The organism is Bacillus sp. NEAU-CP5 (genome assembly GCF_026420705.1).
In the GTDB taxonomy this organism is placed as follows: domain Bacteria; phylum Bacillota; class Bacilli; order Bacillales; family Bacillaceae; genus Bacillus; species Bacillus velezensis.
In genome coordinates this window covers 391,542-405,246 of sequence record NZ_JAPMOV010000004.1, presented here as the reverse complement: position 1 = coordinate 405,246, position 13,705 = coordinate 391,542, and the positions used below count along the sequence as shown (strand labels likewise).

At 47.3% G+C, this 13,705-nt stretch carries 12 protein-coding genes; 4 read left to right on the top strand and 8 right to left on the bottom strand.

The features are described 5' to 3' along the window. Nucleotides 1-12 precede the first annotated feature (12 nt). The 4 genes from OTK50_RS14770 to spo0F all read right to left on the bottom strand — a co-directional run bounded on the left by OTK50_RS14770 (nucleotide 13) and on the right by spo0F (nucleotide 3,776). Nucleotides 13-1,302 carry a UDP-N-acetylglucosamine 1-carboxyvinyltransferase gene (locus tag OTK50_RS14770; RefSeq protein WP_012118669.1) on the bottom strand — a complete coding sequence of 430 codons (1,290 nt, stop codon included), beginning with the start codon at nucleotides 1,300-1,302 and terminating at the stop codon, nucleotides 13-15. 309 nt (nucleotides 1,303-1,611) lie between these two features. Beyond that, nucleotides 1,612-2,250 carry a fructose-6-phosphate aldolase gene (gene fsa, locus OTK50_RS14765; RefSeq protein WP_007407613.1) on the bottom strand — a complete coding sequence of 213 codons (639 nt, stop codon included), beginning with the start codon at nucleotides 2,248-2,250 and terminating at the stop codon, nucleotides 1,612-1,614. A 118-nt stretch (nucleotides 2,251-2,368) separates the two neighbouring features. Then, nucleotides 2,369-3,226: a class II fructose-bisphosphate aldolase gene (locus tag OTK50_RS14760; protein WP_003151102.1), complete on the bottom strand. Its 858-nt coding sequence runs from the start codon at nucleotides 3,224-3,226 to the stop codon at nucleotides 2,369-2,371. A 175-nt stretch (nucleotides 3,227-3,401) separates the two neighbouring features. Then, nucleotides 3,402-3,776: a sporulation initiation phosphotransferase Spo0F gene (gene spo0F, locus OTK50_RS14755; RefSeq protein ID WP_012118670.1), complete on the bottom strand. Its 375-nt coding sequence runs from the start codon at nucleotides 3,774-3,776 to the stop codon at nucleotides 3,402-3,404. Nucleotides 3,777-3,940: 164 nt separating this feature from the next. Between spo0F and OTK50_RS14750 the strand changes: the two genes are divergently transcribed. Further along, complete coding sequence (locus OTK50_RS14750; RefSeq protein ID WP_044802907.1) at nucleotides 3,941-4,462, top strand: DUF2529 domain-containing protein; 522 nt, start codon at nucleotides 3,941-3,943, stop codon at nucleotides 4,460-4,462. Between the two features lie 47 nt (nucleotides 4,463-4,509). On the opposite strand, the gene pyrG is transcribed toward OTK50_RS14750, so the two are convergent. The 3 genes from pyrG to OTK50_RS14735 all read right to left on the bottom strand — a co-directional run bounded on the left by pyrG (nucleotide 4,510) and on the right by OTK50_RS14735 (nucleotide 9,221). Continuing rightward, nucleotides 4,510-6,117 carry a glutamine hydrolyzing CTP synthase gene (gene pyrG, locus OTK50_RS14745; RefSeq protein WP_224223883.1) on the bottom strand — a complete coding sequence of 536 codons (1,608 nt, stop codon included), beginning with the start codon at nucleotides 6,115-6,117 and terminating at the stop codon, nucleotides 4,510-4,512. Between the two features lie 240 nt (nucleotides 6,118-6,357). Next, nucleotides 6,358-6,885: a DNA-directed RNA polymerase subunit delta gene (gene rpoE, locus OTK50_RS14740; RefSeq protein WP_044802906.1), complete on the bottom strand. Its 528-nt coding sequence runs from the start codon at nucleotides 6,883-6,885 to the stop codon at nucleotides 6,358-6,360. Between the two features lie 227 nt (nucleotides 6,886-7,112). Then, nucleotides 7,113-9,221: a heterodisulfide reductase-related iron-sulfur binding cluster gene (locus tag OTK50_RS14735; RefSeq protein ID WP_032875925.1), complete on the bottom strand. Its 2,109-nt coding sequence runs from the start codon at nucleotides 9,219-9,221 to the stop codon at nucleotides 7,113-7,115. Nucleotides 9,222-9,359: 138 nt separating this feature from the next. Between OTK50_RS14735 and cls the strand changes: the two genes are divergently transcribed. The 3 genes from cls (at nucleotide 9,360) to OTK50_RS14720 (ending at nucleotide 11,875) form a co-directional block, all read left to right on the top strand. Further along, the gene (gene cls / locus OTK50_RS14730) at nucleotides 9,360-10,559 is read left to right on the top strand and encodes a cardiolipin synthase (protein WP_088461797.1); all 1,200 of its coding nucleotides are present in this window, start codon (nucleotides 9,360-9,362) and stop codon (nucleotides 10,557-10,559) included. 12 nt (nucleotides 10,560-10,571) lie between these two features. Then, a complete protein-coding gene (uvsE, locus tag OTK50_RS14725; protein WP_088461798.1) occupies nucleotides 10,572-11,534 on the top strand; it encodes a UV DNA damage repair endonuclease UvsE in 963 nt (320 codons plus the stop codon). A 68-nt stretch (nucleotides 11,535-11,602) separates the two neighbouring features. After that, nucleotides 11,603-11,875, top strand: coding sequence for a hypothetical protein (locus OTK50_RS14720; RefSeq protein WP_003151087.1), 273 nt, complete (start codon nucleotides 11,603-11,605; stop codon nucleotides 11,873-11,875). A gap of 65 nt (nucleotides 11,876-11,940) precedes the next feature. Here OTK50_RS14720 and OTK50_RS14715 read toward each other — a convergent pair whose 3' ends face one another. Then, nucleotides 11,941-13,668, bottom strand: coding sequence for an ABC transporter ATP-binding protein (locus tag OTK50_RS14715; protein WP_088461799.1), 1,728 nt, complete (start codon nucleotides 13,666-13,668; stop codon nucleotides 11,941-11,943). Nucleotides 13,669-13,705: the final 37 nt, after the last annotated feature.

The following is a 13,705-nucleotide window of genomic DNA, read 5'->3' as shown; positions in this document are numbered from 1 at the left end:
AAGTCCGCATTTCTATGAATTTTGGAGCTGTTCTATCTCTTCGTCCGTCAGCCTTTGCCGCCAGATTGTGGCGCCCAGACCTTCGAGTTTTTTCTCAAGATTGCTGTAGCCGCGGTCTAAATGCTCAAGACCGGTTATTTCGGTTACGCCGTCAGCCATGAGCCCGGCGACGACCAGACAAGCGCCTGCACGTAGATCGCTCGCCTTTACTTTTGCGCCCTGAAGCTCGGCCGGACCGGTGATAATGGCCGACCTGCCTTCCACTTTCATGTTGGCCCCCATCCGTCTCAGCTCATCTATATGTTTAAATCGGGCCGAGTAGATGGTGTCGGTTACGACGCTCGTGCCGCTGGCTCTCGTTAACAGAGATGTCATCGGCTGCTGAAGATCAGTCGGGAATCCCGGGTAAACAAGCGTTTTTACGTCGATCGGTTTTATCTGCTTCTGCCCGCCGAGCATAAGAAGCTGATCGTCACTCGTCTCAATGTGAAAACCCATTTCCCTGAGCTTCGCCGTTAATGACTCCAGGTGAGTCGGTATGACATTATCAATAATGACTTCTTTCCCCATCGCGGCGCCGGCGATCATAAAGGTGCCCGCCTCAATTCTGTCCGGAATGATCGTATGCCTGCATCCGTGCAGCTCTTTTACGCCGTCGATTCTGATTACATTGGTTCCCGCGCCTTTGATCTTTGCGCCCATGCTGGTGAGCAATGTGGCAACATCAATAATCTCAGGTTCCTTGGCGGCGTTTTCTATCACGGTTTTACCTTCAGCCAGTACAGCGGCAAGCATGATATTGATCGTCGCTCCGACGCTGACGACATCTAAATAAATCCGTGCGCCTCTCAGCCTTTCGGCGCGCAGATAAATCGCGCCTTGTTCATTGGTGACTTCCGCCCCAAGCGCTTCAAACCCTTTGATGTGCTGGTCAATCGGCCGCGGCCCGAGATGGCATCCGCCCGGCAGTCCGATGACCGCCTGTTTGAAGCGGCCCAGCATCGCGCCCATTAAGTAATAGGAAGCGCGGAGTTTTTTCACTTTGCCGTTGGGAAGCGGCATGCTGATCATCGGGGAAGGGTCGACGACCATTTCTCCTTTTTCAAAATGGACGTTTCCGCCGATTTCTTTCAGCAGGTCACGCAGCGTTTCAATATCTGAGATCTCCGGAAGCCCTTCGATCGTTACTTCGGAATTTGCCAGAATGGTTGCGGGTATCAATGCGACGGCGCTGTTTTTCGCACCGCTGATATGTACGGTTCCGTTTAACGGATCGCCGCCGGCAATATTCAACTTTTCCATGATAGTCTCCTTCCATAAGAAGATAGCTGCGGAGCGTAAATAAAATGGCATTTTATTCTGTCTCTGCAAATAAAGCTCTTGTCCAAAATGTAGCCAATTCGAAGAGAAAGAATACAAGGACATTATAAAATAACAGGAAGAAAATAGCGAAGCTTTGCGGGGCATTTTTAACACAGGATGCACAGAGGCCCGCCGGGTTCACATTCCGGGGAAACACACTCTTCACTTTGATACTGAAGGCCCGCTGCCAAACAGGAAAACATAAGGGTGCGGCAAACGGATGCAACCGGTTTGCCGCCCTTTTCACCCTTATTTATTCCAGTCTGCCAAGAATTGCTCGATGCCTTTATCCGTTAACGGATGTTTCGCCAGCTGGTGAATGACTTTAAGCGGCATCGTACCGATATGCGCACCGCGTAAAGCGGCTTCAGTCACGTGCTGCGCATGACGGATGGAAGCTGCGATGATTTGTGTATCAATATCATGAATGTCAAAAATCTGTCTTATTTCTGAAATCAGTTCAAGACCGTTATGGCCGATGTCATCCAGACGGCCTAAGAACGGAGATACATAAGTCGCTCCGGCTCTTGCCGCCAAAAGCGCCTGGTTGGCACTGAAGATGAGCGTTACGTTTGTTTTAATGTTCAGGTCGCTCAGCGCTTTTACGGCTTTTAACCCTTCAGACGTCATCGGGATTTTCACCGTGATATTCGGCGCGATTTTCGCAAGTTCTTTACCTTCTTCAATCATCTCTTCAGCATTCAGGGAAATGACTTCCGCGCTTACTGATCCGCTCACGACTTCCGTAATCTCACGAAGTCTGTCATGGAAAGACACGTCAGCTTCTTTCGCCACTAAACTAGGGTTTGTCGTAACTCCGGCAAGAACGCCAAGTTCATAAGCTTCTTTAATCTCGTCAATGTTTGCTGTATCAATGAAAAATAACATAAGGAAAGCCTCCCCAGTAATAAATTTTCAGAACTGTAAAACATGATTGCGCTTTCTAAAGGTAAGACATAAAACCGCCTGTCAATGCTGTCAGGCGGTTTATGGATGTTACATTGGATTAAGCTTGGTTTGAAGAACCGAACTCACGCATTTTGCCGATAACCGTTTCTTTGATCGCTTCACGAGCAGGTCCAAGATATTTACGAGGATCGTATTCGTTCGGCTTAGCTGCCAATGTTTCGCGGACAGCTTTTGCAGAAGAAATTTGGTTTTCAGTGTTTACGTTGATTTTAGCCGTACCAAGTGAGATTGATTTTTTAATGTCGGCAGTCGGAATTCCTGTACCGCCGTGAAGTACTAACGGAAGGCCGGTTGATTTGCCGATATCTTCCATTTCTTTGAAACCGAGGTTCGGTTCGCCTTTGTAAGGACCGTGAACAGAACCCAGTGCAGGTGCAAGGCAGTCGATGCCAGTGCGCTCTACAAGTTCTTGACACTCTTTAGGGTCAGCATAGATTACGCCTTCAGCGATCACGTCATCTTCCTGTCCGCCTACAGTTCCAAGCTCAGCTTCAACTGAAACGCCGTGGAAATGAGCAAGCTCAACCACTTTAGCTGTAGTTGCTACGTTTTCCTCAAACGGGTGGTGAGATGCGTCGATCATTACAGAAGTGAAACCTGCATGAATCGCTTTCGCACAAGATTCAAAGCTTGAACCGTGGTCTAAGTGAATGGCGACAGGAACTGTCACTTTGTATTCTTCCATAAGAGCTTTAACCATGGCAACCACTGTTTTGAAGCCGCCCATGTAGCGTCCCGCGCCTTCTGAAACACCAAGAATAACCGGGGATTTTTCCTCTTCTGCTGCTTGTAAAATAGCTTGAGTGAACTCAAGGTTATTTAAGTTAAATTGTCCAACAGCATATCCTTTTTCTTTAGCTGTATTCAACATTTCCGTCATTGAAACTAAAGGCATGTCGAAAGTCCTCCTTATGTAGCCTGATTTGCTTCTTCTCGAAAAAAGCTTTCCACCTATAGCATGACCATAAAAACCTGTCATATGTAAAACAACAGATCGCTTTTTCTCCATCTCTAGGATACCAACTTTTCGACAAATCGGCAACACAATGACATAATTGTTTCTAATTTTATTAATTCGATTTTAGAGGTAAATATTTTTTTACCGCGTCTCTGATCTCATCAATGTCAAAAGGTTTCGCAAAATGGGTCAGCGCTCCGAGCTCTTTTGATTCCTTAATCATATCGAGTTCTCCGTAAGCGGTCATGATAATGACGCGGATGGATTCGTCGATCATCTTCATGCGCTTGAGAATTTCGATTCCGTCCATGCCGGGGATTTTCATATCTAAAAGCACGAGATCGGGCCGTTCTTTCGTTACGATGTCCAGCGCCTGTATGCCGTTGGCGGCCTGAAACGTCTGGTACCCTTCTTTATGAAACACTTCATTGAGCAATATGCGTATACCGTATTGGTCATCTACGATTAAAATCTTTTCATTCATCATTTTACACCCCAATATTATCATTTTCGTCAAAAGGAAGCAGTTGTTTATGTATTCTGTTTGATTTTCACATTTCCTTTAATTATAATAGTCTACTTTCCGACATTTTCTGAGCATTTTCTCTTTTGTTGTATACTGTTCTTGTATGTGTAAAGGAGGTTTCACTCATGTTAAAGATATTTACGACGCAGCTTGCAGGCATTTTTTCCCGCATTCAGGATAAGGAATCCGAAGCAATAGAAGACGGCGCGCGCCTGCTGGCGCAGGCAGCCGTCAGCGGTCATACCATTTATTTATACGGCGCAAATGAGATGCAGGGCATTTTGTGCGAGGCGGAACTCGGCTCAGAACCGATGCCTTCCGTCAAAGCGTTTCCGGATACAGCTGATTCGATTACAGAAAGCGACAGGGTGCTGATGTTTTGTTCAGGTCCGGGCACGGCTGAAGAACAGGCGCTGGCTCAAAGGCTTTATGAAAAAGGGATCGGCCTCGTTGGCGTATCTCCTGTCATCAAAGATCAAACCGGGATTGAGGCATTTTGTGATGTTCATATTGACAGCAAATTAAAAATGCCGCTTCTGCCTGATGAAGACGGGACAAGATACGGCTTTCCTTCATTAATGACAGGCCTGTATGTCTATCACGCACTGTCCTTTACGTTAAAGGAAATGATGCAGGAATATGCCTGATGCAGAAAAAAGACTTGCCGCTTTTAAAGGAGGCAAGTCTTTTTTTATTACTTCTGTTCTGCAGCTTGTACGGAAGCGCCGATAAAGTCTTTGAATAAAGGCTGAGGTCTTGTCGGTCTTGATTTGAACTCAGGGTGGAACTGGCAAGCGACATACCAAGGATGGTCTTTCAGCTCGATGATTTCCACAAGACGGCCGTCAGGGCTTGTTCCTGAGAACACAAAACCGTTCTCTTCCATTTGCTGTCTGTATTCGTTGTTGAATTCATAACGGTGGCGGTGGCGTTCGTATACCACTTCATCCGCATACGCTTCGAAGGCTTTCGTGGCTTCCTGAAGCTTACAAGGGTACAGTCCAAGACGAAGCGTTCCTCCAAGATCCTCGACATCTTTTTGTTCTGGCAGAAGGTCGATGATCGGATAAGGAGTGGACGGATCGATCTCCGCAGAGTGAGCCCCTTCCAGACCTAATACGTTTCGCGCATATTCAATGGATGCAATCTGCATACCGAGGCAGATGCCGAAGAACGGAATTTTATTCTCACGCGCATACTTGGCGGCGATGATTTTCCCTTCTACGCCGCGGTCTCCGAAACCGCCGGGCACGATGATTCCGTCTGTGCCGCCAGTCAGCTCTTGAATATTGCTTTCTGTCACTTCTTCGGCGTTAATCCATTTGATCTTCACATCAGCGTCAAACGCATAGCCGGCGTGGCGCAGTGATTCAACGACTGAGATGTAAGCGTCCTGAAGCTCGACGTATTTACCGACGAGGCTGATTGTAATGGTTTTAGACAAGTTTTTCACTTTCGTGACAAGGTCTTTCCATTCCGTCATATCCGGGTCTTTGCATTCTAATTTCATATGATCGCAGACAAGCTTATCGAGTCCCTGCTCCTGAAGGTTAAGCGGGATGGAGTAAAGGTTGTCCGCATCTTCGCACTCGATGACCGCTTTCGTGTCAATATCGCAGAAGAGCGCGATTTTATCTTTCATATCTTGAGAAATCGGCATTTCCGTGCGCACGACGATGATATTAGGCTGAATACCGAGGCTTCTCAGCTCTTTTACACTGTGCTGCGTCGGTTTTGTTTTCAGCTCGCCCGCCGCTTTGATGTACGGAACAAGCGTACAGTGAATATACATCACGTTTTCATGGCCGATGTCGCTTTTCATTTGACGGATGGCTTCAAGAAACGGAAGGGATTCGATGTCTCCCACTGTTCCGCCGATCTCAGTAATGACTACATCTGCGTTTGTTTCTTTGCCTGCACGGTACACGCGGTCTTTCAGTTCATTTGTGATATGCGGAATAACCTGAACCGTTCCGCCGAGGTAGTCCCCGCGGCGCTCTTTTTTCAATACGGCGGAATAAATTTTGCCGGTCGTCACGTTGCTGAATCTGTTCAGATTAATGTCAATGAAACGCTCATAATGCCCTAAGTCAAGGTCAGTCTCAGCGCCGTCATCGGTAACGAATACCTCACCGTGCTGGTACGGGCTCATCGTTCCCGGGTCAACGTTGATATAAGGGTCAAATTTTTGGATAGTGACGCTCATGCCTCTGTTTTTCAAAAGGCGGCCAAGTGACGCAGCCACAATTCCTTTTCCGAGTGATGATACAACTCCCCCGGTTACAAAAATATATTTCGTCATTTCGTTTGCTCCTCTCTTCGGTCTGCGCTACATTCCTTAAAATGTGCCGTTTTATAGAAAATCATTTCACTAAAAACAAATGATGTGTAAAAGAATTTGGGAGATGAAAATAAGAAAGCTCCCTTTCAATTTCTTGAAAGGGAGCGTAGCACTCTTATGAATTCTCTTCTTTTTGAAGAGCCCAAAATACATACTACATAGTTCGACAATGAAAGTCAAGATCGTTTTGCTGATATAAAATCAGTCTTTGCGTTCCTCTTCCTCATCATCATAATCTTCCTCATCTTCTTCAATCATCTCTTCTTCGATCTCAAGCTCGTCGTCATCTTCTTCATCGATATCTTCGTCGTCGAAGCTGTCTGCGCCAAGGTCAATATCTTCTTCTATTTCATCGAGATCGATGTCATCTTCATCAACTTCCTCGAATTCATCAAGGTCGAGATCTTCCTCAACGACTTTTTTCGCTTTTTTCTTTTTCGCTTTTACAGTCGGCTGTGTTTCTTCGTCCAGCTGATCGTACGGATACCAGCTGCGAAGCCCCCACGTCTGGTCTGACAGAGCAATAAAGCGGCCGTCAATGTTCAGGTCTGTATAAAATTGGGCGATACGGTCGCCCAGTTCCTCTTTCGTAACACCGAGCAAGGAGATCATTTCATTCAGCAGCTCCTGGAACGGAACCGGTTTTTTATGTTCTGAGAAAATTTCGTGAGCGATTTCAACTAAAGCCATCTGCTTCAGCTGTTCCTGAGAATATTGTTTGATACTCAAGGTCGGACACTCCCTTTCTATTACTTATATGTATCTGTTTCTATCCTATAATAAGAACGAATTTGTATTGTTTTGTTCATAAACCATACCTCTCATTATAAACAAATTAAAACAGAATATGCTACCCTTAACAGCGTAATTTAAGAAATTTTAGAGCCGTCCCTTCATAAATCGGCTAATGTGCGAAAACAAAGCCGCCGGCATATGCGCCGGCGGCCCGCTTCTTTCTATAAAGACTCTTGTTTTTCAGCGCCGAATACAGACATGGCGAGCAATTCACTGACATCATAAGTGCCGACCGCGTCTTCGGCTTCTTTCGCTTTCGTACCGTCACCGAGCATGGTCAGACAGTAAGGACATCCGGAGCTGATGACCGTCGGACTGACAGAAAGCGCCTGCTCAGTCCGGGCCGTGTTGATCCTCGCTCCCGTTTCTTCTTCCATCCACATGAGCCCTCCCCCGGCGCCGCAGCACATCCCGTTTTCGCGGCTGCGCTCCATTTCCTTCAATTGAACGCCCGGAATGGCTTTTAAGATCGCTCTCGGCGGCTCATACACTTCATTGTATCTTCCTAAATAGCACGAGTCATGGAAGGTAATCGTTTCATTCACCGGGTGAAGCGGTTTTAGTCTCCCCTGTGACACAAGCTCGGCTAATAATTCAGTATGATGATAGACTTCAGCCCGGAATCCGAAATCAGGATATTCATTTTTGAACATATTATAGGCGTGCGGATCAATCGTGACGATTTTTTTGATCCCGTGTTTTTCAAATTCGCCGATGTTGTGTTCCGCCAGCTCTTGGAACAGAAACTCGTTGCCCAAACGGCGCGGCGTATCGCCTGAGTTTTTTTCCTTATTGCCGAGAATCGCAAAGGATACGCCCGCTTCATTAAGCAGCTTTGCAAATGAGACGGCAATCTTTTGGCTCCTGTTGTCGTAGGAACCCATTGAGCCGACCCAAAACAAATAGTCGAACTCTTTGTCTTGTTTTTTCATTTCTTTCACTGTCGGAATCTCTGTATCAGCCTGCTCCCGCCAGTTCTCCCGCTCTTTCCGGTTTAAGCCCCACGGGTTTCCCTGTCTTTCAATGCTTGTCATGGCCCGCTGCGCGTCGCTGTCCATCTTCCCTTCCGTAAGCACAAGATAGCGGCGCAGATCGATAATTTTATCAACGTGTTCATTCATGACCGGACATTGATCTTCACAGTTGCGGCAAGTGGTGCATGCCCAAATCTCCTCTTCCGTGATGACCTCGCCGATTAAGCTCGGGTTGTAATCAATGGCTGCCGCCGCTTCACGCGATCCTCCCCCTGAGGAAGCCGCGGCGAGCTGATTCGCCTTCGTGTGCTGAAAAACGGGCGCGGGCACCCACGGAGATTTTGACGTCACGGCAGCGCCTTTCTCCGTCAAATGGTCTCTGAGCTTTAAAATGAGGTCCATCGGCGAGAGCATCTTGCCCGTACCGGAGGCCGGACACATATTTGTACAGCGGCCGCATTCGACGCAGGCGTAAAGGTCGACAAGCTGAGAGCGGCGGAAGTCTTCAATCTTTCCGACGCCGTAGCTTTCTTTCGTCTCATCGGTGAAATCGATTTTTTCCAGCTTTCCTTTTGAATCCAGCCTGCTGAGGAACACATTCGCCGGACCCGCAATTAAGTGCGCATGCTTTGATTGCGGCACGTACACTAAAAAGCTGAGCAAAAACAACAGATGAAGCCACCATGAAACATAAAACACGGCGGCGGCCGCCGGCGCTGAAAGACCGCCGAGCACAAACGCAATGGAGGAAGCGATCGGTTCCGTCCAAGACAGAGAATGATCGTGCCATAAAAGGTTCATGGCGTTCCCGAGAAGCACCGTCACCATCAGTCCGCCGATAAACAGCAGGACAAGCCCCGCTTTAAACCCGCGTTTCAGTCTGACGAGTTTTTCAATGTAGCGCCGGTAAAACGCCCAGACTACGGCGATTAAAATCAGAAACGTGACGATTTCCTGAAAAAAGGTAAACGCCGGATAAAGCGGACCGAACGGCAGATGGCGGTCAGGAAGCAGCCCTTTCAGAATAAAATCAATTGCGCCGAACTGAACGAGTATAAAACCATAAAAAAACAGAACGTGGATGATGCCGCTTTTTTTATCTTTCAGCAGTTTTTTCTGTCCGAACACATTCACCCATATCTTCTGAAGACGTTCTTTCAGGCGTTTATCAAATTCTTCCCTTTGGCCGAGCTTAATATAAGCGATCCTCGTTCTGATCAGGTAAACGAATAAATAAACGGCGTAAGCGGTTACAGCTGAAAACAGCAGCGCGTTTACCATGAGAAATGCGTTCATCTTGTCTCCCCCTTTGTTCTGATACCCCTCTTCATTGTCATATCTTTACTTTATCATAAATAATGAATGAGTGTTCAGTCAATAATTAAATTCACATTCTCAGGGCACACTACGAATACTTCGGAAAGGAGCGTCGGTATGAAGGTCATTTTTGTGTTGCTTGTCATTTTTATCATATTGATCGCACTTATGCTGCTTGATATGCTGCTTGGCCGGGCGGCGTACAAAAAACAGGCGTATGAGCCCGTTTTTGACCCGAAAAAGAGTGATATCACACTCATTCACTGCGGCAGCGAGCTTGTGCGGCAGATGACGGCCGATATCCGCCAAGCCGTCTCTTCTATTCATATGATGTTTTTTATTATGAAGAACGACCAAGTCAGCCATGAGGTGTTTGATTTATTGAAAGAAAAGGCCCAGGCCGGCGTCTCCGTATATCTGCTGCTCGATTGGGCGGGCAGCCGCCAAGTGAAAAAGCCTTCCATTCAAACGATGAAAAAAGCCGGCGTTCACGTTCATTTTCTAAATAAACCGGCATTTCCGTTTCTTTTTTTCAGGCTGCAAAAACGGAATCACCGGAAAGTGACCGTCATTGACGGCAAAATCGGGTATGTCGGCGGTTTTAATATCGCTGAAGAGTACCTCGGCAAAAAAGCGAAGTTCGGAAACTGGGAGGATTATCACCTGCGGATGACCGGCGAAGGCACGGCGGATCTTCAGACTCTTTTTGTAAGCGATCTGAAACGAAACACCGGAAAAGCACCCGGATCACCCGGGGTTTATCCGGCATTATCCGAAGGGAATATCTCTCATAGGACATATGCATCTGACGGGTTTTCTCTTGAATCGCATTATGAAAACTGCATCCATAAGGCGGAGAAAAAAATCATTATCGGCACGCCTTATTATGTACCGAGCAAAAAGCTTCAGGAAGCGCTTATTTCAGCCTGCCGAAAAGGCGTCAAAGTCATCTTGATCGTTCCGATGAAATCAGACCACCCGCTCGTTCGGGAAACAGCTTTTACCTATTATCCCGAGCTTCTGAAGGCCGGCTGCCTCATCTATCGGTATTATCAAGGCTTTTATCATGTCAAAGCCTTCATTATAGATGACCGCATCAGCATTATCGGCACGCCGAATTTTGATAAACGGAGCCTGTTCTGGAATGAAGAGGTGAATGTCATCATTCATGATGAAGCCTTTACAAAGGAAGTGCTTTCAACCATAAAGCAGGACATCGAAAAATCCGAGCTTCTCACATTAGAAAAAGTGAAACAGCGCTCCGTCAGACAGCTTCCTGCAGAATGGCTGGGAAAGGCCATATCTTACTTTTTATAAAGGAGAAACCATATGCTGTTCAGATTCGGATTCGTCGCAAACGCCATGTGCCTTTGGGACGTGTCACCCGCAAAAACCTTAACATATGCGCGCTATACCAAGCTTTCCCGCAGTGAGCGGAAAGAGGCCCTGCTTTCTGTGACGAAAGCCAATCTCACCAATACGCTGCGCACCATCCACTATGTGATCAGCCACGGCATCCCGCTGTACAGGTTCTCAAGCTCGATTGTGCCGCTGGCCACCCATCCGGATGTGCTGTGGGATTTTGTCACGCCGTTTCGCCAGGAGTTCCGTGAGATCGGCGAGCTGGTCAGAAAATATGACCTAAGAACGAGCTTTCATCCGAACCAATTCACGCTTTTTACAAGCCCGAAACAGGAGATCACCGCCAATGCGGTCAAGGATATGGCCTATCATTATGACATGCTGGACGCAATGGGCATCGCGGACCGTTCCGTCATCAACATCCATGTCGGAGGCGCTTACGGTGACAAACAAAGCGCCCTTTGCCGTTTCCGCGTGAATCTGAAAGAACTTCCCGATGTCATCAAACAGCGGATGACTTTAGAAAACGATGATAAAACATATACGTCCGAGGAAACACTCAGTGTATGTGAACAAGAAGGCATTCCGTTTGTGTTTGATTATCACCATTTTTACGCCAATCCGACCGATGACGCTGATTTAGATGACATTCTTCCGCGGATGATCAAAACATGGCAGCGGATCGGCTTAAAGCCGAAGGTCCATCTCTCCTCGCCAAAATCGGAATCAGCCGTACGCAGTCATGCGGACTATGTGGATGCGAATTTTATTCTGCCGGTGCTGGAGCGGTTCAGACAATGGGATACGGACATCGACTTTATGATTGAGGCGAAAGAGAAAGACCGGGCGCTGCTCCGGCTCGTCGAAGAATTAAGCGCCATCCGCGGAGTCAAACGCCTGGCGGGCGGAGTGCTGAAGTGGAAGGCATAACCAGGTTTATCACCCGTTTATATGGGGAATTTCCGAAATAACAGACCATCAGACGGAGGAGAAAACATATGAAAAACATTACATCTTTGAAAATAGCCGCTAAGAAGTTCACTTTACGAAACATGCTTCAGCTTTATCAGCTTTGCCACACGGGAGGCCACGAGCTGTATATCTACTCTAAAAAAACGATGTGCAAAATCAAAGATATCATTGAGCTGGAAACGTTCAGAATGGCCCATAAAGAACAAGAATATTTAATTGTAGTGGAAGGAAAGAAAGCGGTGCAGCTTGTTGACCGTTTCAAACATATCATCGAACCTGCGCAAAAAGAAGCCCATTAAATACGGACTACATAAAAAAGGATAGACAGGAGGCTGCCCGGCCCCTTTTGTCTATCCTCTTTCTTTTATTGATGTATCAGCTCGCCGAATTGGGCCTGATGGAGTCTCTGGTACATGCCGCCGGATGCCAGCAGTTCCTTATGATGACCTTGTTCAGCAATGCCTTCTTTCGTGACGACGACGATCCGGTCCGCATCCTTAATCGTAGCCAGCCGATGGGCGATCACAAGCGTTGTGCGTCCTTCAGACAGCTCTTGCAGCGATTTTTGAATGGCGGCTTCCGTTTCTGTATCGAGGGCTGATGTAGCCTCGTCTAAAATTAAGATCGACGGGTTTTTCAAAAACATTCTGGCGATGGAAAGCCGCTGCTTCTGCCCGCCTGACAGCTTCACGCCGCGCTCGCCGATCACCGTGTTTAAACCGTCGGGATACCCGTTTACCAAATCCTCTAAATGCGCCCGGCGGACGGCCTGCCAGATTTCTTCCTCAGACGCGTCCAGCCGCCCGTAAGCAATGTTTTCCCGCAATGTGCCGGAAAACAGAAAGACATCCTGCTGGACGACGCCGATTTGTCCGCGCAGAGATGACAGCGTCATGTCCTTAATATCGATTCCGTCGATGGAAATCACGCCTTCAGACGGCTCATAAAAGCGCGGCAGCAGACTTGTCAGCGTTGATTTTCCTGCTCCCGAAGGCCCGACGAATGCGACTGTCTCCCCGGCATGAATGGACAAATTTATTCCCGACAGAACCGGACTGTTTTCTTCGTAACCGAATGACACACGATCATAACGGATATTCCCTTTTAAACCGGACACATGTCTCGCGTTCGGGGCGTCCTTGATATCAGGCTCCGTTTCCAGTATTTCTATAAAGCTTTTAAAACCGGCAATGCCTCTCGGATACATCTCAATAATCGCGTTGATTTTATCAATCGGACGGAACAGAACGTTCGTCAGCAGCACAAAAGCAACGAATTCCCCGTAAGATAGCGATCCGCGGATCACGAACCATGTCCCGCACAACAGGACGAACAGCGTGACGAATCTTGTCAGCATGTAACTGATCGAGCCGTTTTTCGCCATGATTTTATATGACGTCAGCTTTGTTTTGCGGAAACGCTGATTGTTCACGTCAAACCGCTGCGTTTCAAACGCTTCATTGCTGAAAGCCTGAACAAGACGGATGCCGCCAATATTGTTTTCAACCCTCGCGCTGAAGTCCCCGACGTCTTTGTTCAGTTTTGTAAACGCAGAGGTCATTTTTTTATTAAAATACAAAGCAAGCCAAATGACGACCGGCATAATGATAAAAGTCAACAGCGCAAGCTGCCAGTTAATAAACAGCATCACACCGAACGCGCCCAAAATCGTCATAATCGCGATAAACAGGTCTTCAGGCCCGTGGTGGGCGGTTTCTCCGATATACATCAAATCATTGGTGAGCTTGGACATTAAACTGCCCGTTTTGTTGTTATCGTAAAATTTGAACGAAAGCTTTTGCAGATGGTCGAAAAGCTTTTTCCGCATATCGGTTTCAATGTTAATGCCGAGCATATGGCCCCAATACGTCACAACATACTGAAGCGCCGAGCTGAGGGCGTAGACCCCGAATAAAGCCGCTGAAGTCAAAATAATCAGACTCCAATCCCGCCCCGGGAGCAATGTATCGATAAAGTAATTGACAATCAGAGGAAAACTCAGCTCCATCAATCCGCCGGCGATGGCAGAAAAGAAGTCGAGAAAAAACAGCTTTTTGTACGGTTTATAATAAGAAAAAAATTGTCGCAGCACGATTCCGTCCTCCTTGTGCCTCGTTCTTAATGATAAT

Coding starts and splice junctions, on each gene's coding strand:
- OTK50_RS14735 (WP_032875925.1), bottom strand. CDS start 9,221: ATGAACGCATTTCTCATGGTAAACGCGCTGCTGTTTTCAGCTGTAACC.
- OTK50_RS14770 (WP_012118669.1), bottom strand. CDS start 1,302: ATGGAAAAGTTGAATATTGCCGGCGGCGATCCGTTAAACGGAACCGTA.
- pyrG (WP_224223883.1), bottom strand. CDS start 6,117: ATGACGAAATATATTTTTGTAACCGGGGGAGTTGTATCATCACTCGGA.
- OTK50_RS14760 (WP_003151102.1), bottom strand. CDS start 3,226: ATGCCTTTAGTTTCAATGACGGAAATGTTGAATACAGCTAAAGAAAAA.
- OTK50_RS14750 (WP_044802907.1), top strand. CDS start 3,941: ATGTTAAAGATATTTACGACGCAGCTTGCAGGCATTTTTTCCCGCATT.
- uvsE (WP_088461798.1), top strand. CDS start 10,572: ATGCTGTTCAGATTCGGATTCGTCGCAAACGCCATGTGCCTTTGGGAC.
- cls (WP_088461797.1), top strand. CDS start 9,360: ATGAAGGTCATTTTTGTGTTGCTTGTCATTTTTATCATATTGATCGCA.
- OTK50_RS14720 (WP_003151087.1), top strand. CDS start 11,603: ATGAAAAACATTACATCTTTGAAAATAGCCGCTAAGAAGTTCACTTTA.
- spo0F (WP_012118670.1), bottom strand. CDS start 3,776: ATGATGAATGAAAAGATTTTAATCGTAGATGACCAATACGGTATACGC.
- fsa (WP_007407613.1), bottom strand. CDS start 2,250: ATGTTATTTTTCATTGATACAGCAAACATTGACGAGATTAAAGAAGCT.